We start from the raw sequence: 18,726 nt of genomic DNA on the forward strand, positions 1-18,726 counted from the left end.
TAATCTTCAAAACTATTATAACCCTTGCTAGTAAAATAAGCAAAGGAAATGGCATCAACTCAAAGGGTTATGATTGTAACTCCGTTTAATCCCTCTCCTTGGCCCCCGTATCTATGGGATTTTATGTAACTTGACTGCTTAATATAGTCATAAACTGCTTTTCTGACAGCTCCTGTTCCAAAGCCATGAATTATACGAATTGATGAAATATTTGAAAGTAGTGCATCATCTATAGCTTTTTCAATTAAATGCGCAACTTCCTCAAATCTTACACCTCTTAAATCAAGCTCAGATGCATTATTTTTACTTGAGGCAGAAACTGAAACGATTTTCTTTGGTTTAAGGTTTTTAGTTGATACCTTAGGTTTATCAGTTTTTCTTAAATTACTTGCAGTAAACTCAAGTTCAAACTGTCCAAAAGCAACTAAGAATTTATCTTTTTTAATACTTATAATCTCACCTTCTGTTTGATAAGGTTCAATATAAACATAATCTCCTACCGAAAGTTCCTCTTGAACTAATTTTGTTTTAGTTTCCTCTTTTCGGTTTAGTTTACCCTTAAAATGAGCTTGATCCGGCTTATTTAAATGCTCTTTTTTAGATAGCTCTTCAATTAATTCTAATGCTTCTTGTTTTAATTTTTCATATTTCTTTAATTCTTTTTGTTTGATTTGATCAAGCATAACATCTTTTTCGCGTTCAAGATATGCTGCTTTATCTTTATAGCTTTGAATTTGCTTATTTAATTCCAGTTCCTTAAGTTTTAATTCATTACGAAGATTTTCAACTGCTTGCTGTTCTGATGTTAACTTATCAATAGACTTAGCTAGATTTGTTTTTCTACCTTCAACGAGTGATTCAGCATGTTTGATGACTACTTTTTTAAGTCCTAATCTTCTAGCAATCTTTAAAGCATGAGAACTACCAGCAATTCCAAGTTGTAACTTATATAAAGGTTTTAGACTTTCTTGGTCGAAAGCAACCGAAGCATTTAAAATGTCATCTTGTTCAAATGCATAAAGTTTTAATTCACTGTAATGGGTTGTGACAATCATTCGATTTTGTTTATTTTTTCTGATTTCATCAATAATAGCAATCGCCAGTGAAACCCCTTCAATCGGATCTGTACCAGAACCTAATTCATCGAGTAAAATTAAAGACTGACCTCCCATTTGGTCAAACATCACTTTAATTTTAGTTAAATGTGATGAGAATGTAGATAAAGATTGTTGGATTGATTGCTCATCACCTATGTCTGCAAAGATATGATTGAAGACTGCAACTTCACTACCCTCTCTAGCAGGGATTAAAAGCCCTGTTTGAGTCATTAATGTAAATAGACCAACTGTTTTTAATGCGACTGTCTTACCGCCTGTATTCGGACCAGTAATAAGTAGAATTGGTTGTTCTTTAGTGAGTCTAACATCAATTGGAACGACGATATCTTTATCTAATAACGGATGACGACATTCTTTTAGAATGATATTACCTACATGATTTAAATGTGGTTTAATACCATTAATTGACATTGCATATTGTGCTTTAGCTTGAATCAAATCAAGTTCAGTTATGATTTCAAGATTGGCATTTAATGTCTCATAGAATGGTTCTATCTTTTTAGTTAAATCCCTTAATATGTTATCAATTTCTGCTACTTCACCTTTAGATAAGAATTCTAAGTCTTGTGTAACTTGTCTGATATCATCAGGTTCGATATAAACAGTTTGTTTAGATGCAGAAATATCATGAATAACGCCTTTAATCTTATTTTTATAAGCGTCTTTGACAGGAATTACATAACGATCATTTCTTTTAACAATTAAACTTTCATTTAAATATTCTGAATACTTAACTAATACTTGACCTAAAAGTTTATCAAGCAATTGTTTTTTAACTTTAATTTGACGTCTAATTTCATTTAGTTTAACTGACGCATGGTCGTAAATTAAGCCTTGATCATCAAAAATTGCATTCATATGTTTTAATGCAATATCATGTAGGACTAATTCATTGATTTTATTCTTAATCACCATGAACTTAGTTGAAAATTGTTGTTGATATCTGTTAAATGAAAACTCCATTGAAACAAGTTTTCTTAATGCTACAAACTCATCAATTGATAATTGACTACCTACTCTTAGTTTTTGAATGACATTATAAATGTCATAATTTTCAAAGAATGGTAATTTACCATATTGGTGAACCATTTGTAACATTTGATCAGTTTCTTCTAACATACCTAAGACATGATTAAAGTCTGTACTAGGTTCTAATGCTAGCACAGTTTGTTTAAGTGAGTTAGAATACGTATAGTTTGACACATTTTGTAAAATGATATGCATCTCTAAAGTTGATTTTGAGAACGACACCACAATCACCGCCTTTGTGCTCATTTAATGTTATAATAGAATTATGTAAGGGAGATTAATATCTTGAAAAGCAACACATTAAGTTTATCTAGTGAGCAAATAGATGAACTCAAACAATTTTATCATAATTATTTACAAAAGGTTAATCAACCTTATTTAAGTTTTGTCGCTAACCATAACGATGTTAGAATAAGTGCTTTTACCACCGGTAAAGTACTCATACAAGGAGAAGAAATCAACGCCGAACTAGGTACAATTAAATCAGTACTTGGCATTAAAAATTATGCTGCTATCGGTTCTGATGAAGTTGGTACTGGTGATGTCTTTGGCCCAATTGTTGTATGTAGTTGTTATACTACAGAAGATGATCTTGAATTTTTAGAAAGTCTAAATATTCGTGACTCTAAAACAATTAAGAATAAAGATATCATCCGTTTAGGACCAATCATTGCGAAAAAACTGACTCACTCGTTAATTATTCTATCTCCGGAAAAATATAATCAAACATATTCAAAAGGTTACAACTTAAATAAGATTAAAGCATTACTGCATAACCACATGATAATTAAGACAACTTCGAAAGTTAATGCTACAATCCCTGTTATTTTAGACCAATTCTGTATGCCAAACCACTACTTCAATTATCTAAAGGAAGAAAAACTTATCTATAGAGACATTGAATTCCATACTAAAGCTGAAAGTGTTCACTTATCAGTTGCAGCAGCAAGTATTATTGCAAGATATGCATTTTTAGCTAAAATGCATCAATTATCTAAAGAATTAGATATCTCTTTAAAACTTGGTGCTGGTAAGGAAGTTGATGAACAAATCAAAGAAATTTATTCAAAGCATGGTTTACAAACGTTATCTAAAATAGCAAAGATGAATTATAAAAACATTACTAAAATGAACTTATCTTAAGGTTTCTAAATAATTATTGAAAGACTCAGGCAATGGCACTTCAAAAGTCATTGCTTTTTTTGTTATTGGATGTGTAAATGTTAACTTATATGCGTGTAACATTTGACCATCATCTACTTTTTCTAAATCGCTTTTGAAACCATAAAGTGGGTCACCCACAATTGGATGATTGATAAATGAAAGGTGAACTCTAATTTGATGTGTTCTACCTGTTTCTAAGTCACATTGTAAAAGAGAGTACTCTTTAAAAGTTCTTAATACTTTAAAATGCGTAACCGCATGCTTACCATCTTTTACTACTGCATTTTTAATTCGTATCTTTGGGTGTCTACCAATTGGTGCATCAATCGTACCATTGGTTTCTTCAAAAGTACCGTGAACTAAGCAAATATAACTTCTTTTAATATCGTGATTTGCAAGATCTTTAGCTAATATTTGATGTGCAGTATCGGTTTTTGCTACCATCAATAATCCGGATGTATCCTTATCGATTCGATGAATAATCCCAGGTCTAAAAACACCATTTATAGTGGATAAATTTTCCATTTGATATAAAAGTCCATGAACTAACGTTGTGTCTTGATGAGATTTTGCAGGATGTACAACGAGTCCTTTTGGTTTGTTAACAACAAGTAAATCATTATCTTCATAAACAATATCTAGATTTAAGTTTTCTGGTGTTAAGTCTAAATCTTTAGGTTCAGATTCTAAACAATCAACAATATCACCTGATTTTAAACTATATCCAGGTTTAACACTTTTCCCATTAACTAAAATCTTCTCTTCTTTAATCATTTTGGTGATAAAACTTCTGTTTTGTTCAAGCTTTTCAACTAAGAAGTGATCTAAACGAAGATTAGCCTCATTTTCTATCTTAAACTTTATCATCGTTATTTCCTTCTTTCTTTTTCTTGTTTCTTAATGTATCTAAAATCAAAATCTCAATTGCTAACATGGCTACACCAAACACTAAAAGTGTATCAGCTAAATTAAAGTAGGTATTTCCAACAAATGGTAGAAATGGAATTTGAATATAATCAATAACATAGCCATAAACCATTCGATCAATTGCATTGCCTAGCGTTCCAGCAATTAAGAATATAACTCCAATGGTATAAAATCTTTTAGTTTTTAAATTTGATTGACTGAATAAGTAACCAAAAAATATCAGTGCAATAATGGTAATAATTAGAAATAGAAATTGTTCACCTTCTAACATTCCAAAAGATGCACCAGTGTTTTGAATGTATCCAAATCTTAATACGTTTGGTATCACTTCACTTATTTGTCCAACTTGAAAAATATTTGAAAAAATCAGTTTGAGAACTAAATCCAGTATGATCAAAACAAAAATAATTAAATAAGAAATTAACATGGGCTACACCATTCCTAATATGATAAATACAATAATTATTCCAAAAGTAAGAACAAATATTGCAGATAAGGTACCTTCAAATAAAATAATATGTTTTCTAGGGTATGCTTTAACTTCATTTTTTTGAAGTCCACAAACAATATAAAATAAATAAAAATATAAATAACTTGCTAAGGATAAAATGAATACTAATATAAGTGATACAAGTAAAAGATAGTCAACAAATACAAAGAAAGTAGATAGAATCAAAATGATTGGTAATAGTATCGGAATCATGATAATTAAAGTCAATAATCCAATCCATAACCTATGACTTAAATTAAATTCTTTTTCAAAAGACAATCTTTCATTTTGATAATTCTTAAAAAAACTAGCTAAAGATTTCATAAACTACCTCAATTGCATCATCAATAGTTTTAACTGGATACAAATTTATCAAATGTCCTAAATCTTTTACTTCATCATACTGATTAAAAGGTAAAATAAAGTGATTATGTCCTTCTTTAATTGCAGTGTATACCTTTTGTCGTAAACCACCAATTAAACCAACTGAATGATTGTATCTGATTGTTCCAGTACCAACAATCACTTCATTCATATTAACATTACCTAAAAGTGCAAAATAAATGGATAAAGTATACATTGCTCCACCAGATGGTCCACTAGATAACACATACTCACCTGGTAATGTATACTTTGGATAGGTATCAATAATTTCATATTTTGGATAGAATTGGAAAACATCCGTTGTCTCAATATCCAGTGTGATATCAAAGATATTACCTTTTCGATTAACAGTGACTGTCGTTTCTCCAACTTGATCTAAAAAGTAGAGTCCCATTTCTTCATAAGCATCAAAGCCTTGATGATTAACATCAATAACAATATCACCTATATGAAGTATATTATGCTTTTGAAGTCGATAATCAACAATCATTCCAACAAATTCATAGTCAATTAAAATCGTTGGATCAACTAAACTTGCGAGACTATAACCAGAAATTAAAGACTGCTCAAAAGCAGCTCTTTTTTGATTTTGACCACGTTCTAAATCTTCTAAAAAGTTAGTTTGCTGATCGTAATAACTCATTTGATACACTTCAAACTGATCAACCATCTGATATATCATACGTTGAAAACCAGTAATTCTTTCCATACTAACAACTGATACAGTATGAAAATTAGGTGACAAATCACGACCTTCAATTTGTATCATCGTTGATGCTTCTCTTGTCTTATACGGTGTAAGTACTGCATAATTAGTCGGGACCAAAAGAGCAATCATCAAATATAGATATGCAAAGATAACAGTATGAAAGACTGTTTTAAACTGAATCTTTTTCAAGAATTATTTGCTCCATTGATATTTGGCGTGCTTTAATTCCAGCTTTTTCCATCATTAAGACAGATGCTTGATTAAAGTCTTTTCCTTGGTCTTTGTTTGACACATAGACAATTTCTTTAATTCCTGATTGTACGATTAATTTCATACATTCATTGCATGGGAAAAGCGTGACGTAGATCGTTGAATCTTTTAGATTAGTTGTCGCATTTAATATTGCATTTGCTTCTGCATGTACAACATAAGGATATTTTGTTTTAACATAATCCCCTTCTTTATCCCAAGAAAACTCATCGTCACTCATGCCTTTTGGTAGACCATTATATCCAATCCCAATGATTCTTCTATCGTGATTAACAATACAAGCACCGACTTGAGTTGCTGGGTCTTTAGAACGTAGACTTGAGAGTTTTGCAACTCCCATAAAATAAGTATCCCAAGAAATGTAATTATCCCTCTTCATAAACTTTAATCCACCTTTAAAATGTTTGTTAAATCAACATGGCAGTAACCACCAGGATTCTTATCTAAATAATCCTGGTGATAATTTTCTGCATTGTAAAAGTTTTTAAGTGGTTCAACACTTACAACAATTGGCTTTTTATATAAAGGACGCATTGCATCTATCATTTCTAAAGCAGTTTGTTTAGCTATTTCATCTTCATAATAAATACCAGAACGGTATTGGATACCAACATCATGACCTTGGCGGTTTAAAGATGTTGGATCAATAATATGGAAGAAGTGTTTCAATATTTTTTCAAGTGTTGTTTTTCCTTCATCGTATGCAATTAAAACAGCTTCTGCATGGGTTGCAATACCATTACATACTTCTTGATATGAAGGGTTTTCTTTATTGCCATTTGCATAGCCTACTGTAGTGTCAACAACACCATCAATTTGCTTAAAATAAGCCTCTACTCCCCAAAAACATCCACCAGCTACGACGATTTTTTTCATTATTTCACCTTTAAATTTAAGTCATTCCATTGTTTTTCTTCAATCGGAGCAGGTGATTGCATCATTAAGTCACGTGCTGATTGAGTTTTAGGGAATGCGATAACATCTTTAATATTATCTGTATGTGTTGCAAGCATAACAAGTCTATCTAGACCAAATGCGATACCACCATGTGGAGGTGTACCATATTTTAATGCATCCACAAAGAATCCAAATTTATTAATAATTTCTTGTTCAGAGAATCCTAATGTTTCAAACATTAATGATTGTACATCTTGACGATAAATTCTAATTGACCCACCACCAACTTCATAACCATTCCAAACTAAGTCATATGCTTTAGCAAGTGCTTCTTTTGGATTGTTCTTTAAATCATCTACATTCTTAGGCGATGTAAACGGATGGTGTCTTGCATAGAATCTTTCTTCTTCTGCATTGTATTCAAGTAATGGGAAGTCATATACCCATAAAACATTATCTAGGTTTTCATCAACCATGTTTAAGTCTTTAGCAATCACTTTTCTAATTGCGCCTAAAGCATTGGTTGCATCTTCATAGCTACCTGGTACAAGAATTAATAATGTACCTTCTTCAAGAACAAAACCTTCAACTGCTTTTGCAATAGAACCTGATAATACACCAGCTTCATTCTTTAAGTAAAGTAATGCTTTACCATGATTTTTCTTAACAATTTCAGTTAATTTGTCAAAGTACTTTCTAGTAAATAAAGCATCGTTCTTTAATGTGAACCCACGCAAAACATCACCTTCTACCATTGTTGGTAAGTGATATCCACTAAATTTTTCAGTAAAGTTTTCGATAAATAACTCATAACGCGTATCTGGTTTATCTGAACCGTATTTGTCAAATGCTTCAGCGTAAGTCATTCTCTTTAATGGTAATGGTAATTCCTTACCTAAAACATCTTTAAACATGTTTGAAATGACTTTTTCTGATAAACCCATAATGTCATCTTGATCAATAAATGATGCTTCAATGTCCACTTGAGTAAATTCTAATTGACGGTCAGCTCTACCATCTTCATCTCTAAAACATCTTGCAAATTGGAAGTACTTCTCAAAACCAGCAATCATATATAATTGTTTAAAGATTTGAGGAGATTGTGCAAGCGCGTATGCTTCACCACTATATAAACGTGATGGCACCAAGAACTCTTTAGCACCTTCTGGTGTTGATTTTACTAAATATGGTGTTTCAAGTTCAGTAAAGTCATTTCCTAATAAAGTTCTTCTAATTGATTGTGAAATTAAGCTTCTTGTAAATAAATAGTTTTGTTGAGAAGGTTTTCTTAAATCTAAATAACGATATTTTAATTTAACTTCTTCTGATACATTGTCATGTTCAGTAATTGTAATTGGAGTTGTTTCTGCAGTATTTAAAATGTTGATTTCTTCAATCTCAATTTCAATTTCGCCAGTTGCTAAGTCTTTATTTTTAGATTCACGTTCTAAAACAACACCTTTAACTTCGATGACATACTCATTTTTAACTTGATTGACTAATTCATATACTGGTGACTCTGGTTTTGCAAGTAATTGAGTCATACCTTTACGGTCACGTAAATCAATAAAGATTAATCCCCCTAGGTTTCTCTTTTTATTTACCCAACCTTTTAAGGCTACTTTTTCACCAACATTTTTAATATTCAATTCAGCATTATGATGGGTGTATTTAAACATGATGTAGTTTCTCCTTTAATATAGCAGTGATATCTTTAATATCAATTTGAATTTGTTCTTCTGTTTCAGTATTCTTTAAATTAATTTTACCCATCGCTAGTTCAGATTCGCCAAGGATTAAAAGATATTTAGCTTTATTGTTTAAAGCTTCTTTTAATTGTCCTTTGAATGCTTTACCAGTGTAATTTAGTTCAACTGAAAAGTTTTCACTTCTTAATAAGTTTTGTAATCTAAATGCTTCTTTTCTTGACGCTTCATCAAACGTAATGAAATATACATCAAGTAAATTGTCAGGTACTAAATTGATACCTTCTAAATCTAATGCTCCAAGTAAACGTTCCATACCAAAAGCAAATCCTACCCCTGGTTTTGATGGTCCACCAAGACTTTCTACAAGTTCATTGTAGCGACCACCACCACCTAAAGCATTTTGCGAACCAAACCCTTCAATATCAGCTTGGATTTCAAATACAACGTAAGAATAGTAGTCAAGACCACGAACTAATCGTTTATCAACTGAATATTTAACTTCTGCTAAATCTAGTGCTTCTTTAATCTTTTCGAAGTTTAATTTAGCATCATCCGTTAAGTGATCAAGTGGTAATGGTGCATCAACTAATAATGCTTTATCTTGTGGGTCTTTTGAATCAAGAATTCTTAATGGATTTTTATCTAAGCGTGCTTTAGAGTCTTCGCTTAATAAATCTTTTTTAGGTTCTAAGAATGCTTTTAAAACATTCATGTAGTTTTCTTTAGATTTTTTATCACCTAAAGAGTTAATTTTTACAGAAACACCTTTTAAACCTAATCCTTTAATGATGTCATAAGCAAGTGCAATAACTTCTGCATCTAAGTATGGGTCCATCGCACCAATAACTTCTACACCAAATTGTGAGAATTGACGATATCTACCTTTTTGAGGACGTTCATATCTGAAGTTTGGTCCCATATACCAAAGTTTAGCAAGATCTTTACTTGCATAAATCTTGTTTTCAATATAACTTCTTACAACCCCTGCAGTACCTTCTGGACGTAAGGTTAAGCTTCGATCACTCTTATCTAAAAAGTTATATGTTTCTTTTGTAACCATGTCAGAGTTTTCATCTTCTCTGTGGAAAACATTTGAATACTCCATAATTGGTGTTCTAATTTCTTGATAATTAAATTTCTTAAATACTTTTTTTACATACGTTTCAAGTGCTTGCCATTTTGGTGATTCTTCCGGCAATACATCGTATGTTCCTTTAACTTTTACTAAACTCATTTAAATGTCTCCTTTGTTAGATAATACCAAGTTGAAGGTTCCTTTTCACCAGTAAATCGATTATAGTAACGATCTAAATCTACTTTATCGAAATTGAACTTATTTTTTTCAATCACACGTTTTGAACCAATGTTATCATTGGCATGACCAATAATGATCTTTTCGTATCCGAAATACCAAAAGCCAACTTCTAATAATTTACGAACTGCTTTAGTCATGACACCTTTACCCCAGTATGATTTATTTAAACAATAACCTATTTCTACTGAACCATCCGGATGAATTGTATGGAAATCAACAGTTCCAATCATTTTATTGTTATCAAGGTCAACAATTGCATATCCAATCGGAAGTCCACGTTCTGGCCTTCTTAAGAATACTTTTTTAATTGAACCTAATGCTTCTGTAATGTCTAAATAAGGTCCCCAACTTAGGAATTTAACCACTTCCAAATCAGAACCATACTCAAACATATCTTTAGCATCACTTATTTCAATATCTCGTAACATATAATGTTCGAAGAAAATTACGGGTTGTTTCATATAATCATCCTTTCTAATAAAAAATTCGCCCTTAAAAATCTCTAAGGACGAATTCTAATTCGCGGTGCCACCTTAGTTCTAGATTGCTCTAGCCCTCATAAAGTATTTTGGTTTCAAAAGTTGTCCCATCAGTTCAATCTATCCAGTCTCTCACCATTCACTGTTCGCTCATTATAGATTACATCTTGATTTCTTCTTTATCTTCAACCTATTAAATTCTCATTTAATCATATCATTTTTTATCGTCTTTTACAATGTTTCGTTAAACTTTTTAAGACCTTTTTTGATATTTTGTTTGTAATAATTCATTGTAATTTCAAAAACTACTTGTACTGGAACTGAAAGAATTGCTCCAACAATTCCAAAGAATGCTTGTCCCAATAAGACAAAAGCAATTGTTGAAATCGGATTTAATTTTAATTGTGTTTGATAAATCTTTGGATTTATGACATAAGCATCTAGTTGTGGGAAGATTAATGTAAATATCGCAATACCGATCATCCCATAAGCTGCATGAGGTACTGTCATAATAATGATCGCGGTAAATAAAATTGAGAAATATCCACCAAAATATGGAATTAATGATAGCACTGCTGCAACAAATGCAACCAATGGGACAAAAATCCAAAACTCTGGGAAGAAAAGCGCCATGATTAACATTAAGCCACCATATTCAATCGCTTGTATACCCGCAATAATGACTTCTGCCCATAAATAATTTGTTAATTCTTTATCAATTGTTTTAATATAACTAAAAGTTTTAGGTTTAAGTGTTTCTTGTAAGTAATCTCTAATTCCCACTCTAATTTTAGGAAAATTAAGTAAGAAAATAATACCTACCACTACCACGACCGCACCACCAACAATGGTATCCCATACAGCATCAACTGTACCACCAGTTGCTGTAAAATAATTGGTCAATTGCATGACGACGTCATCGACAATACTAGTGACATAAGCTGTTACATCTGTGGTATCAACATTTAATATGATACCTATTTCTTTCAAGATATTTTCAATACCAACTGTTAATGATCCAATCTCATCTAGGGCTGGTTTAATCACACCAAAAATGAGATAAAAAACAAATAGAACAGAGATTGAATATACTAATAGAATTCCTAACCATCTTGGTATTTTAAATCGTTGTAAAAAGTTAATTAACGGATTTAGAATATAAGCAATTGTAAAGGCAATAATAAGCGGCAACAAAGCCATCAAAGCGATATTTACCACGTTACCTACATATGGCCATAGCAAGAGTATTAATCCAATAATTAAAATCAGGATTAATATGTTTAACAGCTTAAAGTTTAGTTTCATCTTAGTCCTCCAATTCGTACATTAAATTGAATGGCCCTGTGTATAAGGCATCAATTTCCATATGAGCCCCAAAGACTCCTGTTTGGACTTCAAAACCTCTATTTCTTATCAATTCTACAAAATACTCATAAAGAGGTTTTGCAGTTTCGCTGTTTGCTGCGTTTGTAAAACTTGGACGGTTATTATCTTTAGCATTTCCGTATAAAGTAAATTGGGAAACAACTAAAATTTGATGTAAATCTTTATTAATTGCTAAATTTAATTTGTCATTTTCATCATGGAAAATACGAAGTTTTAATAATTTATCAACGCATTTTTCTACGATTTTTTTGGTGTCTGTTGTTTTTACACCTAGATACACAATGTATCCTTCATTAATCTTTGAAATTAACTCATTATCAACTGAGAGACTTGCTCTTTTGACCTTTGTAACAAGCATTCTCATCTAATATCACGCTCGACATAATATACTTGTGGAACTTTGTTTAAGTTAGCAATTAAGGTCGATAATTCTTTTGAGTTATTTAAAGATACTTTTAATTTGATGACAGATTCAAGTTGGCTATTTGTAACTGCAGAAATTTCAGCGATATTTACACCGCTTCCATTTACTGTTTGAATAATTTCAGTTAAAAGTGCTTGTCTTGTTGTGCCCTTGATTTTTAACCAAGTCGCATATTTTCTTGTAATGTTGATTCCCCATAATGCAGGAATCATTCGATTTTGGTCATATTCTTTAATATTTGTACAATGTGTTCCATGGACAACAATCCCACTGCCCTTAGTTACAAATCCTACAATTTCATCACCTGGGACAGGTGTACAACAATTCGCAAGTTTGATTTGTGGAGTTGTTAAACCTTCAACCACAACACCAGTATCAGAAGTTGCGACTAATTGTTTAGATGTTCTTTCTAATTGTCTTTGAAGTAATAATTCACGTGAATCTTCTGGAATTGTTTTGTTTAAAACTGCTTTAGCAGAAATAACACCTTTACCGACTTCTTTGTATAAATCTTCTAAAGAATAAACGTTATTCTTTTCAAAGTTTAATTTCGCCCAAGCATCGTTAATATCAAGTTCTTTCTTTGCTGCTAAAAATTCTTTTTCAATTAAGTCTTTTCCTTGTGCAACAATCGCTTCTTGATTTTCTTTATTTAAGAAGTTTTTAATTTTATGTCTAGCATGAGGTGATTTAGCAATTTTTAACCAATCATCCGATGGACCTGATGAATTCTTATTGGTTTTAATTGAGACGACATCACCTGTTTGAAGGGTATGATCAAGCGTAACAATTCTTCCATTGACAATCGCACCAACCATTCTATGTCCAACATCGGTATGAATACGATATGCAAAGTCAATTGGCGTCGAACCCGCTGGCAGTTCAATTACTTCACCTTTCGGTGTGAATACATAGACATTTGCAGATAGAATATCGGTTTTAATCGTGTCAATAAATTCTTGTGAAGACTCTTTATCATCATTATCTTCTGTTAGTTTAAGTAAATCTGCATACCATTTAAGTTTAGATGCAATTTCAAATTGCTCTTTTTCTTTTGAATAAACTTTTGATTCTTTATAAGCCCAGTGGGCTGCAATCCCATCTTCTGCAACCTTGTCCATTTCATGTGTTCTAATTTGTACTTCAAATAAGGTACCATCAGAGTGAAGAACAGTTGTATGTAAAGATTGATACATATTAGGCTTCGGGACTGCGATATAATCTTTAAATCGTTTTGGAATTGGCGTGAAATGCGCATGGATGATACCTAAAGATTGATAACAAGTTTCTACTTTATCAACAATAATTCTTACAGCTAGTAAGTCATAAATATCTTCAAATGCTCTGCCACCATTAACCATCTTTTTATAAATTGAGTAAATGTTTTTAATACGACCTTTAATGTCAAAATCTTTTAAACCAGATTCAACAAATAAGCTTTTAATGTAATCAATAACACCACTAATTGAACTTTCACGTTCATCTCTTTTAGCTTTAACTAAATTAGAAACTTTATAATACATCGCTGGGTCAACAAAACGAAGTGATCGATCTTCTAGTTCCGCTTTCCAACGGAAAAGACCTAATCGATGTGCGATTGGAGCATAAATATCTAGAGTTTCTTTAGCAATTCTTAATTGTTTTTCTGGTGCCATAGAATCAAGTGTTCTCATGTTGTGAATTCTATCGGCAATCTTAATTAAGACAACTCGAATGTCTTTAGCCATCGCTAAAATCATTTTTTGTTGGTTATCTGTTTGAACAATGTCCTGGAAAATAAGTTTATTTAACTTAGTTACTGCATCAACTAATGATGAAATATCTTTTCCAAATAAGCGTTCAAGGTCTTTTAATGTTAAATCAGTATCTTCTACAGTATCATGTAAAAGTGCGGCCACTAAAGTATTTGGACCCGCTTCAAGTTCTGCTAGAATTCTAGCAACTGCTACTGGATGTGTGATATATGGTTCACCACTTTTACGCATTTGTCCAAGATGTTTTTCTTTAGCTAGTTGGTACGCTCTAGTGATTAAGTTGATACTTTCTTCTTTCGTGATATAGTGAGCTATATCATGCATGAGTGCTTCATACAATGCATCGTTTTCCATACTAATCACACTCCTTTCTTTATATAATGTCAATTTCTAATAATTAATTAATGATAATATATCATATTTGTTTAATAATACTCTACCATTTAAATCATCAAGTTCGATTAAGAATGCTAATCCGACGACTTCGCCACCTAACTCTTCAACGAGTTTAATTGCTGCTTGCATAGTTCCACCAGTTGCAAGTAGGTCGTCAACGATAACAACTTTGTCACCTTTCTTGATGGCATCTTTATGCATGGATAAAGCATTGGATCCATATTCTAAATCATATGTTACAGTTACCGCTTCTCTTGGAAGTTTTCCTGGTTTTCTAACTGGTGCGAAACCAATACCTAAGTTTACTGCTACTGGACATCCGAAAATAAATCCACGTGCTTCAGGACCAACAATAACAGTTGCTCCTTTTTCTTTTGCATACTGTGTAAACTTATCGGCTGCATATTTATATGCTTCACCATCTAACATTAATGGTGTGATATCTCTAAATAAGATCCCTTCTTTTGGGAAATCTGGTACTGCTGCAATATATTTTTTAAGATCCATGATGTTACCTCTCTATGTGGAAAAAATAAGCCTGCTTCCGGCTTCCACTAAATATTTTATAATATTTACAAGTTATTTACAATGTTATTAGATGGTATAATAACCTTAGGATGTGATGATATGGAACCACTAGCTTCAAGAATGCGACCAAAAACATTGAAAGATGTTTATGGACAAGATCATCTTCTAGGTGAAGATGGTGTACTAACTCAAATGCTAGCTAAGAAAAAATGGTTGAGTTTTATTTTATACGGACCTCCTGGTACCGGTAAAACAACTATTGCACAATTATTTGCTAAAGAATCAAATCTTGATACTTTCTTTTTCAATGCATCAACTGACAATAAAGCAAGATTAAAAGATATTTTAGATATGACTGCTTATCACGATGTCTTAATAATTGTTGATGAAATTCATCGTATGAAAACAGATATTCAAGACTATCTACTGCCATTTCTTGAAAGTGGAAAAGCAATTATGATCGGATTAACCACATTAAATCCATATCAAAGTATAAATATTGCGATTCGTTCAAGATGTCACTTATATGAAATTAAATCATTGGAAGATAGTGATATTAGAAAGGCATTATTCAATGCACTTCCAATGATAGAATCAGATATCAAATTAAGTGAAGATGCAATTCTTACAATCATAAGGTTTTCAAATCATGAAATAAGATCTGCACTAAATCTATTAGAAAGTGCATCACTTGTTTTAAAAGATGGAGAAGTCTTAAGTTCAAATACAGTTAGACGTTTAGCTGGTAAACCTCAACTATCACTCGATAATGGTGAAGATCATTACTTCGAGATGTTAAGTGCACTTCAAAAATCAATTAGAGGTAGTGATGTTGATGCTTCCATACATTATTTAGCTCGATTAATTACATTAGGTGATTTAGAAGTCATCATCAGAAGATTATTAGTTATAGCCTATGAAGACATCGGTTTAGCGAATCCAACCATTCCACAAAAAGTATGGACAGCATGTCAAACAGCTAAAATGGTGGGGTTCCCTGAAGCTAGAATTCCACTTGCAAATGTAGTTATTGATATGGCAATCTCACCAAAATCAAACACTGCTTATTCTGCAGTCGATAAAGCTTTAGCCGACTTCCAAAATGGAGAAACTGGTGAAATTCCAAAACATGTTGATAATAAATATTTAAAGGTTCATCCTGAAGCATATCATTATCCTCATAATGACCCAAATGCATTAAATTCAGAAAAGTATTTACCTGAAAAAATATTAAAACGTAAATACTATGAACCAAAAGATGATAATCCATACGAAAAAGCATTAAAAGAACGTAAAAAACTAATTGATAAAATCAAAGGATACTAGGAGGTTATGATGATCCTTAAAGGTAAAAGAGTCTTAACTATTGTTTCAAATGATTATGATGACTTAGAGTTTCATTACCCATTAATCAGATTAAAAGAAGCTGGTGCAGAAGTTGTTGTTGCTGCACTTAAAAAAGGTGAAACATATAAAGGTAAATATGGTTTAAGTATTGTATCAGATGTTTCATTTATTGAAGTTGATATTACTAAGTTTGATGCTTTAGTAATCCCTGGTGGTTGGGCCCCTGACTTACTTCGTCGATTTGATGAGGTTAAAAACTTTGTTAGATACTTAGATAGTCATAAAAAGGTGATTGGTGCAATTTGTCATGCAGGTTGGGTTTTATCTTCTGCTGGCATTTTAAAAGGTGTAACCATGACATCAACTCCTGGTATTAAAGATGATATGATGTATGCTGGTGCAACTTGGGTTGACCAACCAGTTGTTAGATCAGGTCACATTATTACTGCAAGACGTCCACCAGATCTTCCAGAATATTTACCAGTTTTAATTGATGCAATTGCTAAACAATAATTTTTAATTGAATTAATTAGGCACTTCTTTTATAAGGGAGTGCTTTTATTTTAAAAAACAAAACAAAAATAAAACAGAGTAATCGGATTATTACCTTTAACTCTGTTCTTATTACAAAAATAGTTTATGATTGTTTTTCAGTAGATATTATAACAGGAATCATAATTGGACGACGTTTAGTTTCATCAAAAACAAATTTTGAAACTGCGTCTCTCACTTCTAACTTAAATTCGTTCCAGTTAATATATTTACCACCTAAGTGCTTATCAGCAACTTTATTAAATATTTGTTTACAATCCTCTAAAATTGAGTTTTCAGAAGCATCAAAGTAAACAAAACCTTTGGTTACAACTTCCACTTCACCTAAAATCTTTTTAGCTTTTGCATCAATATGTGCAATCACTAACATGACGCCATCGGCAGCTAAAAGTTCTCTATCTCTCATGACATAATCATTGACATCGCCAATAGCTGTACCATCAATTAATATATCACCAGTTTTAATTTCACCTTTTGATACGTATGCATCATCACCATTATTAAAGTTGACTGAATCACCATTATCTAACAAGAATACATGATCATCATCATAACCTAATTCATTAGCTAATTTTTTAACACCATATTGGTGACGATATTCACCAATTGTAGGAATAACGTATTTTGGTCTTAATAAATTAATCATCATTTTAATTTCTTCAGCAGTCGCATGAGCTGATGAAAGTAAACGTTTATCCATGACTTTAACTTGTGCTTCACTTCGATATAAAACATCTAATGTTCTAGCTGCCATTTTTTCAGTACCTGGAACAGGAGCAGTCATTAATAAAATTGTATCATTTTCGTTAATATGAATTAATCTATCTTGTTTCTTACACATTCTTTGTAGCATAAAGAATGGTTCATGACGATTACCAGTAACTAAACATACTAAGTTATTGGCATCATTTTTATTCTTTTCATCGATAAAACGCAGGTTAGTTAATGCATCTTCTGGAATATTTAAATACCCTTTTTCAATTGCGATATCAACAATTCGTTGAGCTCTTCTACCAATGATTGCAATCTTCTTATGATGTATTAATGAGATATCAATAATTCTTTGAATTTTTTGTAAGTCTGATGAGAAGAGTGAAACAATAATTCTTCCTTCAGCATTTGCATATACTGAATTAATCTTATGGGTTAATGTATCACCAATACCACCGTCTTGGACCAATGTAGACCCAAGGGATTCTGTTAATAATGCAATAACATTCTTTTGTGCAAGTTCATTAATTTTACTAAAATCTGTTTGATACTTAGGATCACCGTTTTGAACGAAAGTAAAATCAGATGTATAAACAATCACACCGTCAATTGTATGAATTGCAATACCAACTGATTCAGGAATTGAGTGGGTTGTTGAAAAGAATGTAATCTTGACGTTACCTGCTCTTATAATTGTATTTCTATCAATAGTATATAAAGTCAGTTTATCTAAATCAAAATTCTTTTCTTTTAATGAATCTTTAACAACATCCATTGTAAATGGTGTTGCATAAACTGGAACATTTAATTCGCCTAAAATATGAGGTAATGCACCAATATGGTCCTCATGGGCATGGGTTAAAAAGATCCCTTTAATACGATCTTTAATATTTGTTAACATTCTGAAGTTAGGAATAATCTCGTCGACTCCATAGAGTTCTTGGGTTGGATATTTTAGACCTGCATCTAAAATAAAATATTGTCTATCTACATCTAAGACATACATATTCTTCCCGTTCTCACCGAGTCCACCTAACGCGAAAAAGCGGATTTCACTCAAAAAACATCTTTCCTTTCTGAAACGGTTAATTGTTATTTACATTATAACATGTATTTAAAAACATGGTGAAGTTAGAG

Annotated in this window: 18 protein-coding genes; 3 read left to right on the top strand and 15 right to left on the bottom strand. The window is 31.7% G+C overall.

Translation table 11 applies throughout. The features are described 5' to 3' along the window. Window positions 1-59 precede the first annotated feature (59 nt). The gene (locus PG914_RS05315) at window positions 60-2,393 is read right to left on the bottom strand and encodes an endonuclease MutS2 (protein WP_488822674.1); all 2,334 of its coding nucleotides are present in this window, start codon (window positions 2,391-2,393) and stop codon (window positions 60-62) included. 39 nt (window positions 2,394-2,432) lie between these two features. Between PG914_RS05315 and rnhC the strand changes: the two genes are divergently transcribed. After that, the gene (gene rnhC / locus PG914_RS05320) at window positions 2,433-3,290 is read left to right on the top strand and encodes a ribonuclease HIII (protein WP_488822675.1); all 858 of its coding nucleotides are present in this window, start codon (window positions 2,433-2,435) and stop codon (window positions 3,288-3,290) included. Here the strand turns inward: rnhC and PG914_RS05325 are convergent. The 13 genes from PG914_RS05325 to PG914_RS05385 form a co-directional block, all read right to left on the bottom strand. Beyond that, complete coding sequence (locus tag PG914_RS05325; RefSeq protein WP_488822676.1) at window positions 3,282-4,178, bottom strand: RluA family pseudouridine synthase; 897 nt, start codon at window positions 4,176-4,178, stop codon at window positions 3,282-3,284. The genes rnhC and PG914_RS05325 overlap by 9 nt on opposite strands. Then, window positions 4,165-4,665, bottom strand: coding sequence for a signal peptidase II (gene lspA, locus PG914_RS05330; RefSeq protein ID WP_488822677.1), 501 nt, complete (start codon window positions 4,663-4,665; stop codon window positions 4,165-4,167). The genes PG914_RS05325 and lspA overlap by 14 nt, the downstream gene beginning before the upstream one ends. A 3-nt stretch (window positions 4,666-4,668) precedes the next feature. Next, window positions 4,669-5,052: a hypothetical protein gene (locus tag PG914_RS05335; RefSeq protein WP_488822678.1), complete on the bottom strand. Its 384-nt coding sequence runs from the start codon at window positions 5,050-5,052 to the stop codon at window positions 4,669-4,671. After that, window positions 5,036-6,010, bottom strand: a complete 975-nt coding sequence (locus tag PG914_RS05340) for a S16 family serine protease (protein ID WP_488822679.1) — start codon at window positions 6,008-6,010, stop codon at window positions 5,036-5,038. Before PG914_RS05340 ends, PG914_RS05335 begins: the two co-directional genes overlap by 17 nt. After that, window positions 5,991-6,470, bottom strand: coding sequence for a deoxycytidylate deaminase (locus PG914_RS05345; RefSeq protein ID WP_488822680.1), 480 nt, complete (start codon window positions 6,468-6,470; stop codon window positions 5,991-5,993). The genes PG914_RS05340 and PG914_RS05345 overlap by 20 nt, the downstream gene beginning before the upstream one ends. Before the next feature lie 5 nt (window positions 6,471-6,475). After that, window positions 6,476-6,967 carry a peptide-methionine (S)-S-oxide reductase MsrA gene (msrA, locus tag PG914_RS05350; RefSeq protein WP_488822681.1) on the bottom strand — a complete coding sequence of 164 codons (492 nt, stop codon included), beginning with the start codon at window positions 6,965-6,967 and terminating at the stop codon, window positions 6,476-6,478. Continuing rightward, window positions 6,967-8,667 carry an aspartate--tRNA ligase gene (gene aspS, locus PG914_RS05355; protein WP_488822682.1) on the bottom strand — a complete coding sequence of 567 codons (1,701 nt, stop codon included), beginning with the start codon at window positions 8,665-8,667 and terminating at the stop codon, window positions 6,967-6,969. The genes msrA and aspS overlap by 1 nt, the downstream gene beginning before the upstream one ends. Then, window positions 8,660-9,931: a histidine--tRNA ligase gene (hisS, locus tag PG914_RS05360; RefSeq protein WP_488822683.1), complete on the bottom strand. Its 1,272-nt coding sequence runs from the start codon at window positions 9,929-9,931 to the stop codon at window positions 8,660-8,662. Before hisS ends, aspS begins: the two co-directional genes overlap by 8 nt. Further along, a complete protein-coding gene (locus PG914_RS05365) occupies window positions 9,928-10,473 on the bottom strand; it encodes a GNAT family N-acetyltransferase (RefSeq protein ID WP_488822684.1) in 546 nt (181 codons plus the stop codon). The genes hisS and PG914_RS05365 overlap by 4 nt, the downstream gene beginning before the upstream one ends. Window positions 10,474-10,722: 249 nt before the next feature. Then, window positions 10,723-11,796: an AI-2E family transporter gene (locus PG914_RS05370; protein WP_488822685.1), complete on the bottom strand. Its 1,074-nt coding sequence runs from the start codon at window positions 11,794-11,796 to the stop codon at window positions 10,723-10,725. Between the two features lies 1 nt (window position 11,797). Then, window positions 11,798-12,241, bottom strand: coding sequence for a D-aminoacyl-tRNA deacylase (dtd, locus tag PG914_RS05375; RefSeq protein WP_488822686.1), 444 nt, complete (start codon window positions 12,239-12,241; stop codon window positions 11,798-11,800). Beyond that, window positions 12,238-14,409 (bottom strand): RelA/SpoT family protein, encoded by a 2,172-nt coding sequence (locus PG914_RS05380; RefSeq protein ID WP_488822687.1) that lies wholly within the window; start codon window positions 14,407-14,409, stop codon window positions 12,238-12,240. Before PG914_RS05380 ends, dtd begins: the two co-directional genes overlap by 4 nt. Before the next feature lie 36 nt (window positions 14,410-14,445). Continuing rightward, window positions 14,446-14,958: an adenine phosphoribosyltransferase gene (locus PG914_RS05385; RefSeq protein ID WP_488822688.1), complete on the bottom strand. Its 513-nt coding sequence runs from the start codon at window positions 14,956-14,958 to the stop codon at window positions 14,446-14,448. Between the two features lie 120 nt (window positions 14,959-15,078). Between PG914_RS05385 and PG914_RS05390 the strand changes: the two genes are divergently transcribed. After that, window positions 15,079-16,305: a replication-associated recombination protein A gene (locus PG914_RS05390; protein WP_488822689.1), complete on the top strand. Its 1,227-nt coding sequence runs from the start codon at window positions 15,079-15,081 to the stop codon at window positions 16,303-16,305. 9 nt (window positions 16,306-16,314) lie between these two features. Further along, window positions 16,315-16,839 carry a type 1 glutamine amidotransferase domain-containing protein gene (locus PG914_RS05395; protein ID WP_488822690.1) on the top strand — a complete coding sequence of 175 codons (525 nt, stop codon included), beginning with the start codon at window positions 16,315-16,317 and terminating at the stop codon, window positions 16,837-16,839. 124 nt (window positions 16,840-16,963) lie between these two features. Here PG914_RS05395 and PG914_RS05400 read toward each other — a convergent pair whose 3' ends face one another. Beyond that, the gene (locus tag PG914_RS05400) at window positions 16,964-18,649 is read right to left on the bottom strand and encodes a ribonuclease J (RefSeq protein WP_488822691.1); all 1,686 of its coding nucleotides are present in this window, start codon (window positions 18,647-18,649) and stop codon (window positions 16,964-16,966) included. Window positions 18,650-18,726: the final 77 nt, after the last annotated feature.

It is taken from the genome of Acholeplasma sp. ORD1043, from assembly GCF_057808485.1.